This is a genomic window from Pseudomonas sp. MAFF 730105, assembly GCF_055380705.1.
On sequence record NZ_AP018438.1, the window covers coordinates 2552687 to 2570297 of the forward strand.

The following is a 17611-nucleotide window of genomic DNA, read 5'->3' on the forward strand; positions in this document are numbered from 1 at the left end:
CTCACAGAATCGCGGCTGCCTTGGTCAGGAACCAGATGATGATCACCACCAACAGAGCGCCGATTCCGACTACAGCACCGAGGTCCTTCCAGGTCTTGCGCTGGTTCTGCACGTCGGCATAGACGGTCAGGGAGTGCCAGGCTACACCGAGAAACGCGAGCAGAGCGATCAGCAGGCCGAGCAAGATGCCGCCATCGTAGGCGTAGTTTTTGATCGTCTCGATCAATCCGGATCCTTCACCGCGCGAGGGGGCTTCCATGGTGGGGAGCTCGGCAAAGGCCAGACCTGGACCGAGCACCAGCAGCAGACTGATCAAGCGTTGGCTCGTACGATCACGCAGATTGTTTTTCAGAGGGGCAAAGCACTTGAGCATGGCGGCGATCTCCTGGGTTAGGACAGGGTGAAGAACATTAAAACCAGCAAAGTGAGAAGTACGCGCACGGCGCTGCCACCAAAGGCACCGAAGCGCACACTGCCCGCGGCCCAGCCCCGGTAAGCCGTCCACATCACCCAGGCACACCACAGCAAAGCCAGGACCAGAACCATGGAGACCCACAGCGTCGAGCTGCTCTGTGCCGAAAAGCCGGAGGCGTTATGGAAGGCAGCCGTTTGCGCATCAGTCATGCTCATGGGGACGGCTCTGCGGACGGAGTATCGAGGTGGTAGTCACCGACCAGCTCGCTGGTATCGCGGGGTTGGGCGCGAGAGGGGGAAAGGAAGCCTTGTAAGCCCTCGCGGATGCGCTGAATGTCCTGGCACAGACGAGGATAATCGAAGCGATAGCGTTCACCTGAATCGGAGGTGCTAATGGCCTCTGCCCGCGCGGAGAGGAGTTCGATTGTATCGAGTTGCTGCAGCATTAGACTGAGCTGAGTCTGTTCATGAGTAGAGGCTGCATAGCTGCTCTCATGAACCAAAGCCAGTGATAGCCATGACCAGCAGCGAAAGGCGGTCGTTGACATGATCTTGCCCCATGTAGTCATGGTCACAGGATCGAGTTCATGGTGTGGGCTCTTCAATAAAAAAAGTGAGTTTCGGTAGATCGTTTTTCAGTTGGAGTTGCTTTACAGCTATGTGGCCCTTTGGCTTTTGGTGAGAATCAGTTTGGGAATTGCTATATACCCGTTTCCTCAACGGCATGGGCCTTCCAATGTTGGACGGATCGCTGTTCCGGAAGAAATTCTGGTGCGCGTGGCTTACTTTAGGTGAGTTTATCGCCTGTAGCTCAAGTGCATCGACGCACCATAGCGAGCATTCGCAAAGGACAGCAGCCACAGCGGAGAGAGAAATGCCGGCGATGAAAGCTGCCGGCTTTTTTAGAGTCAGAGGTTGATTGGGTATTGGGTGATGAACCTGACGTCGTCGACATCGCCACTGAACGAGTTGCGATAGGTGGCCTGACGCACCCGGAACGACAGGTCTTTCAGCGGGCCGCTCTGGATCACGTAAGACGCTTCCAGGTCACGTTCCCATTCGGTTTGATTATGTGCACCGTTTGCCAGGCTGATGTTATCGCCGCTGATGTAGCGGGCGAAGACGTCCAGCCCCGGCATGCCGAACGTAGCGAAGTTGAAGTCGTAACGGACCTGCCACGAGCGTTCGTCTTCACGGGTGAATTCGGCGTACTGCACGTAGTTGGCCATGTAGTCGGTATTGCCGCCGTCGTTATAAAACACGTAGCCGTTCTTGCCGGTAATGGCTTGATAAGCCAGTGTCACTTTATGCGAGCCATAAGCGTAAGCGCCCTTGATGCTGAACGAGTTGCTGTCGATATCGCCGCCATTCTCCGCACCGGTACTCTTCTGGTTATAGAAACGGAAATCGGTGGAGAACGTTTGCTTCGCGTCGATCGGCTTGACCCAACTGAGGCCCAGGTACTTTTTCTTCCACAAGTCTTCGACGTCCGATGCGTAGATAGCTCCGGTAAGATTTGGTGTGAAGTTATAAGTGGCACCCACCACTTCGGCCTTGGTCATGCCGTTGGCATTGTGAGCACTCTGGCTATAAGCGCTCAGGGAAGTCAGGTGCGCCACATCGACTCGCAAGTTGTCGATTTCCTTGCTGCTCAAGTAGAAGCCTTCGGTTGTCTCCGGCAGCAAACGACTGTCGCCGGTGGAGTAGACCGGCAGATTGAGGGTCTGCTGACCGTACTTGAGCACCGTCTTGGAAATCTTGATCTTCACTGCGCCTGCCGCGCGGGAGTAGTCGTCTGCGGCATGATCGATACCGGCCACGTGGTTGCCGCTGCTGGGCAAGAGCCCGCTGCCTATCCGGTCAGAACTACTGTCGAGCTTCAAGCCGTAAAGGCCGATTACATCAAGGCCAAAGCCAACGGTACCGGGCGTAAAACCCGACGTGAAGGTGCCGATAAACCCCTGCGCCCACTCTTCGCGATAGCTCTGCGCAGTGGCTGCCGCGTTGCGAAAGTCGCGATTGAAGTAGAAGTTTCGCGCCACGATCTGTGTAGTGCTGTCTTTGAAAAACGGATTATCGATAACTTCATCCGCCAACGCCGCGCTCGAAATAGCTGCGCACAACGTCGCACTGCCAAACATAAAAGTTGACCGCATGGTTTTAAACCCTTGTCAAAAAATAATCAGCAGATTGCGAAGAAGTAAAAGCACTGTTTTTATTATTCGCGTCCGTGCCTTTTGTTTATGTATTCAGTGTTATTCGGCAATCTCACAGATACTGAGGATGGCCAGGATGTAGACGCGCACCATGTCCAGATAATCGGTTTTATGGACCCGCTCGTCCGGCATGGTGTTGAACTTGCCGCCAGGGCCGCACACCACGCCTTGCATGCCCAGACGCTGGTAAAAATGCGCCGCGTCGGTGCCGAAGTAAGCGGGCGGGGTGATGATGCCGGTGGGTTGCGGCTCTCCACGCACCTGCTGATAGGCCTCATTGACCGCCTGGACGATCAACGAGTCGTGGGAGACTTCGAACGGCGGCATCAGCGGCTGGTTGTGACTGTCATTGATCAGCGTCGCCTGCAAACCGGGGAATTGCTCGCAGAGCCGGTCCAGCAAACGCTGTAAATCAGCCAGCACCGACTCGACGGTCTGGCCCGGGGTGTAGCGGGCCGAGCCACGCAGGCGCAGGAAGTCCGCGACTTGCGGAGGACGCCATTCTTCGAGGTCGCGGCCCAGTGCGCCTCGGACCACACCGATGTGCCCCCGATTGACTTTCTCATGCTCGGGCGAACGGGCGCCGCTGAAGGTGATGCCGTTTATTTGCGGGATCAACTGCACGGCGGCGGTAATGACGTCCACGGCTTCTTCGCGCTTGGACAGATGGCGAGTGTCGCCGGTCAGTTCAATGACAAACATCAGCGATCCGACATGTAACGTCACCGCCTGTAAATCGGTCGGCTCGGAGTTGATGAAGTAATCAGCCTTCACGCCTTGTTCGATGGCGGCGATGGTGCCGATGCCACCCTGCAGTTCGCCCACCACGTAAGTGAGGATCACGTCACCCTTGAGCTTGATGCCTGCATCGATCAAGGTTTTCAGCGCGCAGAAATAAGCCGCATCACCAGCCTTCATGTTGGACACGCCGATGCCGTAGATGAATTCGTCATCAATCTTTCCGGCCCAGGGGTCGACCGTCCAGCCTTCCGTTACCGGGTTGGTGTCCAGATGGCCGTTGAACAACAGGCTATGGCCGCCACCTTGACCTTTGAGAGTGCCGATGGCATTCAGACGCTCGCCGGGAACCGGCATCAACTGCGCGTCCAGACCCAGCTCCTGCATCTGACGGGCCATGTATTCGGCGAGTTTGCGTTCTTCAGGAGTAGCACTGTAGCTTTTGTGCTGCACCATACGCGCGAGAAAATCCAGGCAGTACGCCTCGTCAAGGCGGTCGAGTAGCGCTTCAGGCGTCATCAAGGGGCTCCAGTTCATTCAAAGGCTGCGGCACTGCGTCGAGCAGGGCGCGGGTATAGGGGTGACGGGCTTGGGCCGCCATGTCCACGGCTGGCAGAATCTCCAGCAGGTCGCCGCGGTACATCACAACAATGCGGTGGGCGATTTGCCGGATCAGGTTGAGGTCATGGGTGATGAACAGGTACGCAGTGCCGTGCTGGCGCCGCAGTTCCAGCAACAGTTCAATCACCGTGGCCTGCACTGAAACGTCCAGTGCGGCGGTGATCTCGTCGCAAATCACCAGTTCCGGGCGAGCGGCGAAAGCCCGGGCAATGGCGACACGCTGCTTTTGCCCACCGGACAGTTCATGGGGATAGCGGCTGGCGAAGTCTTCGGGCAGGCGTACTTCCCGAAGCAGGCGGGCGATGGCCGCAGGTTCGCTTTCGCCTTCCGTCAGGCCGTACAGGCGCAGCGGTCGCGAAAGAATCTGGCCGATGGTTTGCCGTGGGTTAAGTGATGCATCCGGGTGCTGAAAGATGATCTGCACCTTGCGCCGGTAGTCGCGGTCCATTTGCGCCGGGCCCTGGATCGGGATGCCGTCGAAATATACCGCGCCGGTGAAAGGCGTCAGACCGGTGAGCGCTTTGGCCAGGGTCGATTTGCCCGAGCCGGATTCGCCAATGATGCCGAGGATCTCGCCACGCGCCATGCTCAGATTCATGTCGCGGGCGCCCATGGACGGCACAGACTTGCGGCGCAGCAAACTGTCGAGCATGCCGGGGCGTCCGTAGCGCACATTGAGATCGCTGACTTGCAGCAGCGGCGCGCCGACGACTCTTTCTTCATTCAGCAAACGCTTGTCGGCGGCCGGTACCGCAGCCACCAGACGCTGGGTGTAGGCGTCGCTCGGCGCACCGAAAATACGCCCGCCGCGGGCCTGCTCCACGATGCGTCCCTGATTGAGCACGCAAACCCGGTCCGCGACCCGCGAAACCAATGCCAGGTCATGGGAGATATACAAGGAGGCAACCCCGGTCTCTTCGCGTAGGCGTCGGAACAATTGCAGAATCTGCGCCGAGCTGATGACGTCGAGAGCGGTCGTGGGCTCATCAAAAATTAGGCATTGCGGTCGGCAAGCAAAGGCGGTGGCAATCAGCACCCGCTGTTTTTCACCGCCAGAGGCTTCGTGGGGGAAGCGCTTCATCATGGCAGCAGGGTCTTTCAGGTCGACGTCGGCCAGCAACTGCTCGCCCAGCGCCCAGGCCTCGCGATAACCCAGATCCCGGTGACGGGTCAGGACTTCGACGACTTGCTCGCCCAGACTCAGCGTCGGGTTGAGCGAAGCGCTGGGGTCTTGAAAAATCATGCCCAGGCGGCCACCACGCAGATTCTCCACCTGACGCTGAGGCATTTGCAGAAGGTTCTCACCTTGTAACTGGATGCTGCCGCCCACCTCACGGGCGTTACCGGCCAGGTAACGCATGATCGCCCAGCCTAGGGTGGTCTTGCCCGAGCCGGATTCACCAACCAGGCCAACCACTTCACCGGCCGCGACGCTGAAGTCGATGTTTTTCAGCACGTGCAGTGGGCCATTGGGCAACTGGTAGTCGAGGCTGTAATCAGCCACTTGCAAGACGGTACTCATGAGCGCTGCCCTTTTGGATTGAGGGCATCGCGCAAGCCATCGCCCAAGAGATTGAAACCGATCGCTACGATGGCAATGGCCAGCCCCGGCATGAGCATCATCCACGGCGCCTGGAAGAAATAGCGCCGCGCTTCGGCGACCATCAGGCCCCATTCAGGCTGCGGCGGCTGTGCGCCAAGGCCGAGGAAACTGAGGGTCGCGAACAGCATGATGGCGAATGCCACACGGATGGTGGCTTCGACGATGATGGGCGCGACGATGTTGGGCAGCATTTCGCGCACCACGATGTAGGCAATGGATTCGCCTCGGGCAATGGCAGCATTGACATAGTCCTGACGGCGGGCGGCGAGGGCGACACTGCGGGCAATCCGCGCCATGCCGGGCACGAAGGCAATGGTGATGGCCAGTACCGCATTGAAGTCGCTTCTGCCCAGTGTGCTGACGATCAACAAGGCAAACAGCAAGGTCGGGATCGACATCACCGCATCCAGGGTACGCATCAGTGCTTCATCGATACGTCCGCCCAGATAGCCGCTGACCGTGCCCAGCAATGCGCCGATGAGCATCGCCATGGCAGTCGCAAACACGGATAACGAAATGGTCGCTCGCGCGCCAATCAGCACGCGACTGAGAATGTCCCGCCCCATCTGGTCGGTACCCAGCCAGTGGACCAGGCTCGGCGCCTTGTAGCGGGCAAGAATCGAAATGGCTTCTGGATCGAACGGTGCCAGGGCCGGCCCGGCAACCACCAATACCACGGCGAACAGCAGGATAAGACTGCCCAGCAAGCCCTGAGGCGTCGCCAGCAGCCGATAGAAAACTTTACGCATATTGAATTCGCCGGTCGAGATAGGCATAGGTCAGGTCAGCCACGAAGTTGACCACGCAATAAGTAGCGGCAAGGATCAGCACGCCGCCCTGAATGGCCGGCAGATCGCGGGCGGCGACAGCCACCAGCAGTTCACGGCCAATGCCGGGGATGTTGAAAATCTCCTCGACCACGACGATGCCGCCCAGCAGATAGCCCACGTCCAGCGCGACAATGGTGATGGTCGGCAGCAAGCCGTTACGCAGTGCATGGCGCAGCAACACTCGGCGCCGCGTAAGGCCTTTGAGGCGGGCCGCCCGAATGTAATCGGTTTCCAGCACGTCGATCATTTCCGAGCGGACCATGCGCGAAACGTGAGCGACCATGATCATCGACACGGTCAGCGTCGGCAGAATCAAGTGGCGAATGCCTTCCCAGACGTTGTCGCCCAAGGGCACATATCCGGTAGCGGGCAGCCATTGCCAGACATCGGCAAAGAGCAGGATCAGCAGCGTGGCGGTGACGAACTCCGGCAATGACACCCCTATATAGGAGAGCACGCCGATGATCAGGTCCACGGGACGCCCCCGACGTACCGCCGCGATGATGCCCAATGGAATCGCCACAGCCAGCATCAGCAACAACGAGCAGCCCGCCAGCAGCAATGAGCGGCCGAGCGCGTCGAGCAGAGAGCCGAGCACTGGCTGGCCATTGCGCATCGACATGCCCAGGTCACCCTGCAATACCGCAATCAGCCAGTGGCTGAATTGCAGCCACGCCGGTTGATCCAGCCCCAGCTTTGCCCGCAGGGCAGCCAGGGCTTCGGGTGTGGCGCTCTGGCCCAGCAGCGTTACCGCCGCATCAGCGGGTAGCAACTGCGTGATGGCAAAGACCAGCAGCGAAACGATCAGCAGGGTATAGACGACCAACAGCAAACGCTTGGTCAGATAAGCAGCAGTCACAGGTTTATCCTCGGTTCATCCACGCTTCGGCGCGCTGTCGTCCAGCCAGGCCTGATCCAGACGGAATACCGCGCCGCGCGGGTGCAGCTGATAGCTCTGCACATAGTTGCGTTGCGCTGCCAGGACGTCGAAGAAGGTCGGGATCAGCGACGGAACCTGCTCGTGCATCAGTTTTTGCGCCGTGACGTACAGCGCCGCGCGCTTCACCGGGTCATCGGTGCCACGGGCAGCCGTCACCGCCGTGTCGAACTCGGCGTTGTTCCAGCGAGTTTCGTTCCAGGCGGCGTTCGACGTGTACAGCAGCGAGAACACCGCATCGGCGGAAGGCTGCATGTTGTAGAAACCGACGTAGAAATTGCCTTTCTTCCAGACCTGATCCAGATAAGTGCTGTTGGCCATGGTCGCCACATTGATGTTGAAACCGGCAGGCTTGGCCATTTCACGCACCGCGATGCCCAGCTGCGTGCGGGTCGACGGCTTGTCCGAGGCCACCAGCGTGATGTCCAGACCGTTGGGATAACCGGCATCGGCCAATAGCTTTTTGGCCTGCTCGATGTTGGCTTCGCGTAGGGCGATATCGGCGTGGTAGCGATAGGCAGCATTGAGCGGTGTGTCGTTGCCGGGTGTGCCAAAACCTTCTGCGACAAAATCAACCAGCGCGGCGCGGTCCACGCAAAGCGACAGCGCCTGGCGAACACGGACATCGTTGAACGGCGGCTGATCGCACGCCATGTTTATATTCAGAAACTGGCCGGAGGCAACACGCAGTCCTTTGACGCCGCTGGCTTCATTGAGACGGCTGAACTCCGTGGCCTGTGCGGAAAGCATCAGGTCGATGTCACCGGACATCAGCGCCGAGCTTTCCGAGGACGGGTCGGGATAGACGCGGATTTCGACGCGGTCCAGATGGGGACGCTGCGGGTCGTAGAAGTGTTCGTTGCGGGCCACCACGACCATACGTTCAGGCTCGAACGACACCAGTTTGAAAGGCCCGGTGCCGACTGCTTCACGGGACAGTCGGGCCAGATCGCCTTGCACGATGGCGGCCGGAACGATCTTGGCATCCGGGTAGGCCAGGCTGACGGGCAAGTCGGCGTAGGGAGCGCTGGTGGTCAGCTTGACGCGTAACTCATCCAGGGCTTCAACCGTCTGGATCGGGCCGATATTGCGCAGGCCGGGGGAGGCTGTCTTGGGGTCGAGTATCGCTTGCAGGCTGGCGGCGACGTCCCGGGCTGTGCAAGTGCTGCCGTCGTGGAAACGCACGTTGCGGCGCAGCGTGAAGGTCCACTCGGTGAGGTTGTCGTTATGGGTCCAGGACTGTGCCAGGTCCGGTTCGGCCTGCATGTCCTGGCTCAAGCGCGTCAGCCCGTTGTAGAGCAACTCGCTGAGCAGGTATTCAGGATTGACCCGGGCCAGCAGCGGGTTGAGCATGCCGACTGCCTGGTCGACGCTGATGCGCAACGTGCCGCCCTTGCGAGCTGCCGTAGCCGCCCAGAGCGTGCCGGAAAACGGCAGCATCGCAGCTCCGGTGACAATAGCGGAGGTGGTCAGGAAACGACGGCGGTTAAGCCTGAAAACTGTAGTCATGGCGATACTTCACTGGTTAATGAGTGGACGTAGGGCAGCCAGATAAAAAAGCCGATGACCAGTCTTGGCGCCAGTCTTCGGGGCTTACAGTGTTCGGTCAGGCAAAGCAGGCGGGGTGAAGTCGGCCGCCAGGTAAACCAGGATCGATTGCGCCAGAGCGACCAAGTCGCTGCGGGTGGTGTATTCGTCGGCAGCATGGATGCGGCTTTCCGGGCGGATCAGCCCGCCGAGGAGGATTTCCTGAATGCCGGCCTGCTGCACCCAGCCCATGTCGGAGCTGCTCGATGAGCCGTAACACTGGAATTGCTCCGCAGTGAAGCCGAAGCCGATCCCCAGCGCGGCTTGCCAGCGTGGCCAGTGCGGTCCTGTGGGGTCGGCAACCGGCGCCAGATGACCGATCACTTCATGCTCGACGGACAGCGCTTCACTGTTCGCCATGGCCGTATCGATGCACTGCTGCAGCTCAGCCATGACCTGCTCGAATGGCTCCTGTGGCGCATAGCGGCGATTGATCAGAATCTCGAATTGCGCCGGGACGGTTGAGCCTTTGCTGCCACCATGTGCCGCCGCCAGGGTCATGCGTGAAATCAGTGGGGCGCCGTTGTAGTGGAGCGGCGACGGCATCGGCCAGGCCCGTTGTTGCACTTGCAGCTTCAGAGCGTGCAGGGCGTTGAGCAGTGGCAGGCTCTGTTCGATGGCATTGATTGCATTGACGGGCTCTCCGGAATGGGACGAGCGCCCTTTGACGGTGATCTTCAAATCAATACTGCCGAAGCAACCTGCCCAGATGCGCGGTGCGGCGCCACCGTTGAAGCTGAGGATGTGACCCTCTACCAGTTTCTGCTCGGCCAGATAACGGATGCCGGGGTACAAACCACCTTCTTCATCCGTACACAGCAGCAGCGAAGGGCAGTAACGCAGCGGCAGGTTGAAGCGTTGTGCGGCACGCAAGGCGGCGAGGGTAGAGGCGATGCTGCCCTTCATGTCGGCGCTGCCGCGACCCATCAGCTTGCCATCCACCTCGGTCAGCTGTAGCGGAGGCTGGGTCCAGCCGTCGCCTGGCGGTACGGTATCGACGTGGAAATACAGGCTGCAGACTTCCTGATCGCCGGGCTGCCTGGCAATAACGTTGATACGCTCGCCAAAGGCTTCGCCGCTGCGGGTTTGCCACAGCGCTTGTGGCACGGTGACCCGGCGGGTGTGCAAACCCAGCGGTGTCACCAGCTCATCCATCAGGTCGGCAAAGGTTCCATAGCCCGCTCCAGGAGGAAAACAAGTGTCTACGGCGATCATTCGTTGCAGATCGCTTATCAGCGAATCATGATCCGCCTCGATGGATTCGAGTGCCTGTTCAAGGGCTGCATGGGTTGTCATTTTTGCTCTCGAAGTATTTCTATATAGTTTATAGTTAAGTATCCACGCATGGATCGTCAAGGAAAAAAGATGACAGATAACAATTCGCCGGCCGCCTCTGGTAATTTTTCGCGGCTGAGTGAAAACGACAGCGCGCCTCTATATGAGGTGGTCAAACGACACATTTCCGAGGCGATCCTGCTGGGTGAGTGGACCAGCGGCACAGTGATCCCCAGCGAAAATGCCCTGGCGAGTGATTTTGGGGTGTCGGTAGGCACCATCCGCCGCGCCTTGGCCGAGCTGGTGTCCGAAGGGATGCTGATGCGCCGTCGCAAAACCGGCACCGTGGTGACTGGCTGGGCACCGCTTCACAACCTGCGTTATTTCTTCCAATACTTCCGCTTGCATAACAAGGAAGGGGCGCTGCTGAAATCGCGCACGGTCCTGCTTGATTACCAATTGGGAGAGGCGAGTGCCGAGGACGCCCAGAAGTTGCTGATAGACGAGGGCAGTCCTGTCTATCAGTTGCACCGCTTGCGCAGCATCGATGGGGTGCCTGCCATGCACGAGCAGTTCACCATCGTGGCCAGCAAGGTGCCCGACTTTCCAGGGCCTGAAGAACTGCCGGAATTGCTGTATCGCTATTTACTGGAGCAATACGGCCTGCGGGTGGCCGCAGTACGTGAGCAACTGACCGCAGGGCTGGCCAATGAAGAGGATTGCCGCCTGCTGGAGTTCACTGCGCCACATGCCGTGATGATCATTGATGCGGTGTCGTTCGATCAAGCCGCAACGCCCGTGATGATGACCCACCAGCGTGCGAGTACCGAACACTTCATGTACGTCAACGAAATACGCTGAGGCGTGGACTGGCTAAAAGCGGTGCAGCAAGCCGCTGCCGGTCCCGCACGCTCCACTTGCCATGGAACGATAGGTACAGCAGGCCCAACTCAATAATGGGACTTTTTCTTTCCGAGTCGGATCAACATCTTATTCGTTGCGAAGAGGCAGTCTTTATGCCGAGAAACCGGATGTGCTTTGGAGCGCAGCGGTTTGACGTCAGTCACGCACATGGCGACGGCTTCGTGGGCAGCGTGCCGAGACGATAATCACCGACCAGTTGCGGTTCTGGGCTCAGGGCTTTTTTGATTACGGATATGGCGAAAGCGAAGCGTCGCTGGAAAGAGGCAATCTGTGAGGCTTCGCACAACCCAGTGTTGGGTGTGAACCTTGCGTTCACGCAGGCGGTCATTGCGCATATCCAGAGCATCTTCGAAAACCAGGACTCGAAAGCGTAGAGTCACGTCGGGTTCGTGCTACGTTGCGCCTTGAGGGGGAAGACATGATCCCACACCTAGTCCATCTGTCCTGGTACCTATTCAGAGATACTTTTTGAATGTCGCCGCCGTAATTGCCATAGTTGTACCGAGCAACACGGCGCAAGGCAAAAAGACCGCCATGGGATTAAGCGAAAAGGGCAGGGATAGGTAAATGATCCAAGGCACGACTAGCTGTGGTAATAAAGTCCGCTTAGCCCTGTGATAAACAAAGCTGCTTTCCCGGCCTGCGCCAAACTTGCGTAGGTCACGGCGCATCAAGCCATCAACAAAACCCGTGACCGAGGCCAACAAAAATAGTGGCGTGGCTAAGGCCAGGATGGTCAGGCGCACCACGAAGGTAAAGGTTACATACACTGCAGCCAGCACGAAATCCTCAATGCTCACGTATAGCTGATTGATCCAACTCCAGAAACCGTTTCCCTGGTTCGCCCCCCGCGCCTGCTGGGCAAAATCAGCGAAACCGGTCCTTACCAGCAGCCAATGATTGAGGAACTCCAGCCACTGGCCAATCGTTTGTCCAGGCTGTTGAACGATGAGTGAAACTTTAAAGTGCATGCCGAGCCAACTCAGTTCACTGGTTAGCATGGCTTGGCTGTGTCGCCAACCCTTGTCGCTCCAGAACAGCAGCAAACCGGCGAACTCGATGAGTATCGAGAACAGCAACGAGGCGATCAGCAAACCGATGATGCGTAAGACCAAGCCAATAACCGAGACGATCAATCCCGGGCGCTGGATCGATTGTAGCGGCGTGTTCTGTACGGAAGTCGCCATCCTTTACTCCATTGCGCACCGTTAAGTTGATGCTGCCACGGCGCCTGCCGTATACGTGTTTGCTGAATCAAAACCTGTAGCGGGGCGGGCTACCCCACCTGATCCAGATCGAAGTTGGTTGTCGGGCCGCCACCGCTCGCACTCCACCATTGGCCCGCCTGTTCGTTGTAAGTGGCGCGCATCCGCTGGGTAAGCTCCTGCAGGTCCTTGGGCATGGCATCGTCGTTGGAGGGCTTAGGCAACGGCATGCGGACTTTCCAGAGCTGCCCACCGGCCTGGAAGGAGAACATTTGCCCCTTGGGCAAGCTGACGATGTGAGCGGGCTCGATCAACGGCACGCTGGTGCTGCTGATGCGATCCTGCGAGGACGAAGTGAAGTCTGTGTTGGCCTCAGGATCGGAGGTGTCTGTGGCTCCGGATACCAGCGTTTTTGTTAGTACATTCACCATAGGCAACTGCTTGGTAAGTAACTCCGCGGTAGCGGTTTCGCGCACTCGGAGCATCTGCAGGGTGTTGAAATTGCCAATCACTTGACCGGCTTTGGCCCGGTTGCCGATGCGCGCCTCGATATCGCTAAGGGTTTGGGTATAAGCCGTCACCTGGATACCCGCTCCGCCGCCCTTGTTAATCAGCGGGATGAACTCATCGCCCATCAATTCGTTAAACTCATCAGCGTGCAGATTGATCGGCAGCTTGTCGCCGATGCCGCCTGATTGGGGTAGGCCATAGTCAATGCCATGTTTGTAGATATGGCCCGCAACTGAGACCAAATCGGCGAACATGGAATTGCCCACAGCAGCGGCGACTTCTGCATCGGTCAGCGCATCCAGACCAACGTAGACGATGCCGCGTTTTCGGATGATCTGCATCCAATCGAATATTGGCCGCGGGTCATCTAAATCGATGTAGTTGGGAGCCAGTAGCTGGGCGGTCTTGCCGGTGGTGAGTTTCTCCAGCAGCGGTAGTAGCGAGGCGACGATCTTGTCGAAATAGGTACGGTCGTAACGCACCGCCGAACGCAATCCGTCCATTACCGGATCAAATACTCGCTTCACCGCCAGATATTGCTCGATCGCTACTACACGCTTCTCGCGCCCGATCATATGCCGGGGAATGTTCTTCTCGGTGAGCTTGCCTTCAAGCTGGACGATCATTTCCCACGCTTTCGGGTCGGTTCTGGCGAAAAACTGTTGGGCGTATTCGATGAACAATGCATCAATGTTGACCACATGCCGTTGGATCTGCAGGTAGTCTGGGCGTCGGCCCAACTCGATCAGGGCGCGGGCGATGATGTTGACGAAGCGCCAGGCGAACTCGCGAAAGGCCGCCGAGTTGCCTTCACCGCTGAGCTGCCCGGCGATGCGTGATGCCACTTCCGAGATGCGCCCGAAACGTCCAACGGCGTTGTAGCGGGCGGAAATCTCCGGCCAGCCCAGATGGAACACATAAAATTCCTTTTCTCGACCGGCCCGTTTGGCTTCGACGTACATCCGCTTGAGCAGGTCAGCATCGCCCTTCGGATCGAAGACGATCACTACCTCGTGTTCAATGCGATGGATGTCTTGGGTGATGTACACCTCGGCGAGCCGGGTCTTGCCGACACGGGTCGTGCCCAGCACGAGGGTATGTCCGACTCGTTCACCCAGCGGCAGACTGACTTCCGTTTCGTCGGGCTCGACCCCATGCAACAGCGGTGAGCCACCGACTGGGGGTGAAGGGCGCAACGGATTAAAGACGCTGTCCCAGGCCGTGACCCGGGCCAGTGTCGAGAACGGAAACGGTGCATGTTCCAGGCGACGTTCGAGTCCGCGTGCCAGCCGGTAATGGGTCGGTTGGTCGACATAGTTAGCGACCGTCGGATCCTGGGCCTCTACCAAGCGCTGTGTGTGCAGACGGGTCCAGTGAAAGCCGCGCCCCATAAACAAACGCTTACGACTAACCGGAATCTGTCGGCTGGTCAGTTCGTAGCGGGGCAGCCGACGGATATTGCGCCGATAGCGCAGAACCTCCCAGGCTTGTCGCAGCCGGATCAGGCCGAACAGGGCGTAGGCCAGCGCCGCAACCAACCCGATCTCGGGTGATAGGGCCACCGCCCAGGGCGAGTACACGCACAACACCCCGGCGGCGATGCAGATTGCTACGGTGTACAGCTCCACCGCTGGCCGGAGCTTGGACTCCATCGCATGCTCGGCCATGACCTGGACTCACTGTTCCAGCGAGGTGGCGGTGATCAAGACGGGGTAGTGCTCAATCTGTAGGCGGGTGGCGATGTCGTTGCCGTTGACCGGCAGGATGGTGATGCCCGGGGCGGCTGCTCGAATCCGGGCCAGGGCTTCAGTATCGGCCACTTCGACGGCGAGGCCGGCCGCGCCCATTTCTTGCAGTTCCGTCGCACGCTGATGCAGCCAAACCAATGATTGGGGATCCTCCCCGACCAGGAAAAATGGCCGCAAGCCCGGCATGTCCAGGGTGCGAGTTGTGATTTGGCCTGGGCTCAAGTGAGAGCTGCGCACGGGCACTATCCAGGTTTCATCGGCAAATGCAGATAGATCTGCATGTATGGCCCGAGCAGGCTGAATCTGGTTGTTTATTGGCGGCCTGGAAGCTTCAAACTGGGGGCGGGTGGAACCGCCTGGCTGAACTTCTGCAAACGACAGTCCCGGCTGGGCGAGCGCAGCCAAGAGCACGGCGAAGTAATACGCACTGGTAAGTCGCTTCATGGTGGTGTGCCCTGTTTGAAGGAAAGCTTGTCGAGTTGGCGGGTAAAGCCGGCGCGGTAACGCGCGGCCGGCGTTCCTCCTGCCGGGCGGTGATACCGGCCAGCAGCTAACACCCAATCACCAGTAGCGGCGTGATGCTCCTGCAACAGTGCGGCAGTCACGGCGAGGTTTCGGTAAGGATCAAGGGCTTCGCAAGGGCTGGAAAAACGTTGTCCGTGGTAACCCAGATTGGTTTGTCCAAGACCGATATCAACCCGCTTGGCGGCATGTCGAATGAGTGCTTGAAGCAAGGCGTGACAGGCGGCCGCTCGGGTGGTGAATCGGTAAGGTATTCCGGCGATGTTCAGGGTCCAGGGCCAGGGCAGCAGTTGATCACGGACGCGGATACCACTCTCCTGCAGCGCAATCGCGAACAACACCGTTGAAGGGATGCCAGCGTCATGCGCCGCTAGTTGATAGGCAGGCGGCGAAAGCTCGTCAGCCTGGGCTGCGAGCATCGTCAGCATGAGCGCAAGTCCACTCAGTCTAGGCGTTGCCATTGTTCACTCACTTGCTGAAATTTGACGGGTAGCGGTCTCGGGGCACCTAGGCTGAACCAGCGACCACGATCATGGTTCAGGGTGATTTGCCGGCGTTGAACCTTGCTCGGATCAATGCCTGCTTGCCGGGCCCAGCCACGGACATGTTCATCCTCACCTTGGCTACCCACCAGGTAGATATCGAAGGCCGTATTACTGCTTTGCAGACGCTGTGCTTCGGCGGTGCATGCTGGGCAATGGTCCTCGACAAACAGCGCTTGGCGCGGCTCTAGCGATGAGCTGGCAGGATGCGGGGATGCCATACCCTGAATCGGCAAAAGTCCAGGAAACAGCTTGGCCCAAGCCGCGGTGTAAGCATTTTGGTAAGCCAACTCGCGCTCGGCACGTTTGGCTTCCAGCGCTACCTGCAATTCGGCATAGCGCTGACGCTCTTGGTCGTTCTCTGCTTCGACGCCGAGTGCAGTCAGCGGATCGAGATTCGGGCTCCAGTAACCACGCGGCCCGGCTTGGATCTGTTCGAAGCGTGTCCACTCCTGCTCCGTCAGACCCCAGCTTGCCGCCTGTTTAGAGTGCGAACGCTCCAGCGGAGCAGACTGCGTGTCCTGGGTCCGTGACGGTGTCGTGGCAGGGTTAGCCATCGCAGCGTCGGTGCTAAGCAGTGAAACGAGACAGACAACGGAGGACAGTAGCGCTCGGTTCATGATCGTTTCTCAAGGGAATGGTACGGTCTGGTCTGGGTGATTGGTCACCGCGAAGATGGCGGCCTTCAACTCCATCACCTTCAACTGCCATGTGCCGAACTGCTCGCCGTTGTGCAGCAACTGGATATCCTTGAGTGAGCGACTATCAGGAGGAGCTACGGCCAGAAAGAGCTCGCCACCGCGAGACTCAATACCCAGCACTGAGAATGGCGGCGAGAGCGGGGCAGGCTTTGGGAGAGGGGCTTTTTTCGGCTTGGCCGAGGAGGGCGTCGGTGGCGGGAATGGTGGCTGGCTTTTGAGGTCCAGGAGTTGCTGTTCGACGTGCTCAAGTCGTGCGCGTAGCGCGATCATGTCGGCTTCGGTGGCACGGTCTGCCAGACCGTCGCGTAGCTCCTGTATCTCTTGCGCCCATTGATCCAACATCGGATCGAGGGTATTGGCCTGTTGCTCACCGGTATCGACCATCTGCTTCAGGTCTTTCAGTGCGTACTGCAGCTTTTCCTGGGCATCCAAGAGGGTGCTTGAATCACGTTGCAGGGTATCCAGGGTCTGTGCGCGTTGGGCGTTCGCATTTTCCAGCTCGGTCATGCGTTGATACTGGTTATACAAGCCACCACTTAGCCCGGAGACCGCCAGACAAAGTGAGCCGACAATGAGAGTTTGAAATGTTGAGGCTTTCATGGACGAGCCTCCGACTGATGGGACGAGGTTGGCGTGACCCGCACCGTGCCGCTATTTTTCTGCGGTTCGAAGCAGACCGAACGGCTAACTTCATCGGTCGTGAGTTGCCAGGCGGGGCCAGCCAGCACTTGGAGCGCGCTGCGTAATGAGATTGGGCCGAGCCGGTAATGGGCGGAGGGCAGAGGCCGGGTAAACAGTATTTTCACTGGCTCTTCGGCAGGACAGAGCGAATAACCCGAGCGCAGCAGCACGTAGTGCATCGCTTCCTGTACCGAAGAATTCAGGTGGGACGGAATGCTCACGTCAACGATTTGAGCGAGAAGATCACGTTGTTCCGTGGTGGGGTCGGTGCTGACCAGCGTATAGCGGCCATAGCGGAGCTCTGACGGATGGTTTTCGTCGGCTGGGCTCCTCGATAACTGAGGCCGATTGGAGCCACCGTCAATCTCTGGATGAGTCGGCAATGGGGTTGGGATTTGCGCGGTGCAAGCACTCAACAAGCCCAGCAGGCAGACAGGCGTGAAAAAACGCTCCATGGAAAAAACCTCATGTCAGATTCAGTGCAGAACCTGACATGAGGTGAAGGAGCCAAGCAGTGAGAAAGTCGATTCAAGGCGAGTCGCGTTAACGCTGAAGGC

The 17611-nt window shown here is 58.7% G+C and carries 18 protein-coding genes; 1 reads left to right on the top strand and 17 read right to left on the bottom strand.

The window, feature by feature from the left end; translation table 11 throughout:
* Nucleotide 1 precedes the first annotated feature (1 nt).
* The 10 genes from PCOSP_RS11480 to PCOSP_RS11525 form a co-directional block, all read right to left on the bottom strand.
* Entirely contained in the window at nt 2–373 is a 372-nt protein-coding gene (locus PCOSP_RS11480) for a TIGR03745 family integrating conjugative element membrane protein (protein ID WP_464711241.1), read from the bottom strand.
* 17 nt (nt 374–390) lie between these two features.
* A complete protein-coding gene (locus PCOSP_RS11485; protein ID WP_464711243.1) occupies nt 391–630 on the bottom strand; it encodes a TIGR03758 family integrating conjugative element protein in 240 nt (79 codons plus the stop codon).
* The gene (locus PCOSP_RS11490) at nt 627–962 is read right to left on the bottom strand and encodes an integrative conjugative element protein, RAQPRD family (protein WP_464711245.1); all 336 of its coding nucleotides are present in this window, start codon (nt 960–962) and stop codon (nt 627–629) included. The genes PCOSP_RS11485 and PCOSP_RS11490 overlap by 4 nt, the downstream gene beginning before the upstream one ends.
* Before the next feature lie 360 nt (nt 963–1322).
* Nucleotides 1323–2570, bottom strand: a complete 1248-nt coding sequence (locus PCOSP_RS11495; protein ID WP_464711246.1) for an OprD family porin — start codon at nt 2568–2570, stop codon at nt 1323–1325.
* Between the two features lie 99 nt (nt 2571–2669).
* Nucleotides 2670–3887 carry a M20 family metallopeptidase gene (locus PCOSP_RS11500; protein ID WP_464711247.1) on the bottom strand — a complete coding sequence of 406 codons (1218 nt, stop codon included), beginning with the start codon at nt 3885–3887 and terminating at the stop codon, nt 2670–2672.
* Entirely contained in the window at nt 3877–5511 is a 1635-nt protein-coding gene (gene nikE, locus PCOSP_RS11505; protein WP_464711249.1) for a nickel ABC transporter ATP-binding protein NikE, read from the bottom strand. The genes PCOSP_RS11500 and nikE overlap by 11 nt, the downstream gene beginning before the upstream one ends.
* Nucleotides 5508–6341, bottom strand: a complete 834-nt coding sequence (locus PCOSP_RS11510) for an ABC transporter permease (protein ID WP_464711251.1) — start codon at nt 6339–6341, stop codon at nt 5508–5510. The genes nikE and PCOSP_RS11510 overlap by 4 nt, the downstream gene beginning before the upstream one ends.
* The gene (locus tag PCOSP_RS11515; RefSeq protein ID WP_464711252.1) at nt 6334–7281 is read right to left on the bottom strand and encodes an ABC transporter permease; all 948 of its coding nucleotides are present in this window, start codon (nt 7279–7281) and stop codon (nt 6334–6336) included. Before PCOSP_RS11515 ends, PCOSP_RS11510 begins: the two co-directional genes overlap by 8 nt.
* A 15-nt stretch (nt 7282–7296) precedes the next feature.
* Nucleotides 7297–8868: an ABC transporter substrate-binding protein gene (locus PCOSP_RS11520; RefSeq protein WP_464711254.1), complete on the bottom strand. Its 1572-nt coding sequence runs from the start codon at nt 8866–8868 to the stop codon at nt 7297–7299.
* Nucleotides 8869–8952: 84 nt separating this feature from the next.
* Nucleotides 8953–10242, bottom strand: a complete 1290-nt coding sequence (locus PCOSP_RS11525; protein ID WP_464711256.1) for a M20 family metallopeptidase — start codon at nt 10240–10242, stop codon at nt 8953–8955.
* 69 nt (nt 10243–10311) lie between these two features.
* On the opposite strand from PCOSP_RS11525, the gene PCOSP_RS11530 reads away from it, so the two are divergent.
* Nucleotides 10312–11082 (top strand): GntR family transcriptional regulator, encoded by a 771-nt coding sequence (locus PCOSP_RS11530; RefSeq protein ID WP_464711258.1) that lies wholly within the window; start codon nt 10312–10314, stop codon nt 11080–11082.
* Between the two features lie 518 nt (nt 11083–11600).
* Here PCOSP_RS11530 and PCOSP_RS11535 read toward each other — a convergent pair.
* The 7 genes from PCOSP_RS11535 to pilL2 all read right to left on the bottom strand — a co-directional run bounded on the left by PCOSP_RS11535 (nt 11601) and on the right by pilL2 (nt 17509).
* Nucleotides 11601–12332: a TIGR03747 family integrating conjugative element membrane protein gene (locus tag PCOSP_RS11535; protein ID WP_464711260.1), complete on the bottom strand. Its 732-nt coding sequence runs from the start codon at nt 12330–12332 to the stop codon at nt 11601–11603.
* Between the two features lie 89 nt (nt 12333–12421).
* Entirely contained in the window at nt 12422–14527 is a 2106-nt protein-coding gene (gene traD, locus PCOSP_RS11540) for a type IV conjugative transfer system coupling protein TraD (protein ID WP_464711262.1), read from the bottom strand.
* Nucleotides 14528–14536: 9 nt separating this feature from the next.
* A complete protein-coding gene (locus tag PCOSP_RS11545) occupies nt 14537–15052 on the bottom strand; it encodes an integrating conjugative element protein (RefSeq protein WP_464711264.1) in 516 nt (171 codons plus the stop codon).
* Nucleotides 15049–15591, bottom strand: coding sequence for a lysozyme family protein (locus tag PCOSP_RS11550; protein ID WP_464711266.1), 543 nt, complete (start codon nt 15589–15591; stop codon nt 15049–15051). The genes PCOSP_RS11545 and PCOSP_RS11550 overlap by 4 nt, the downstream gene beginning before the upstream one ends.
* The gene (locus PCOSP_RS11555; protein WP_464711268.1) at nt 15573–16292 is read right to left on the bottom strand and encodes a TIGR03759 family integrating conjugative element protein; all 720 of its coding nucleotides are present in this window, start codon (nt 16290–16292) and stop codon (nt 15573–15575) included. The genes PCOSP_RS11550 and PCOSP_RS11555 overlap by 19 nt, the downstream gene beginning before the upstream one ends.
* 9 nt (nt 16293–16301) lie before the next feature.
* The gene (locus tag PCOSP_RS11560; RefSeq protein ID WP_464711269.1) at nt 16302–16973 is read right to left on the bottom strand and encodes a chemotaxis protein; all 672 of its coding nucleotides are present in this window, start codon (nt 16971–16973) and stop codon (nt 16302–16304) included.
* Nucleotides 16970–17509, bottom strand: a complete 540-nt coding sequence (gene pilL2, locus PCOSP_RS11565) for a PFGI-1 class ICE element type IV pilus protein PilL2 (protein WP_464711271.1) — start codon at nt 17507–17509, stop codon at nt 16970–16972. The genes PCOSP_RS11560 and pilL2 overlap by 4 nt, the downstream gene beginning before the upstream one ends.
* Nucleotides 17510–17611: the final 102 nt, after the last annotated feature.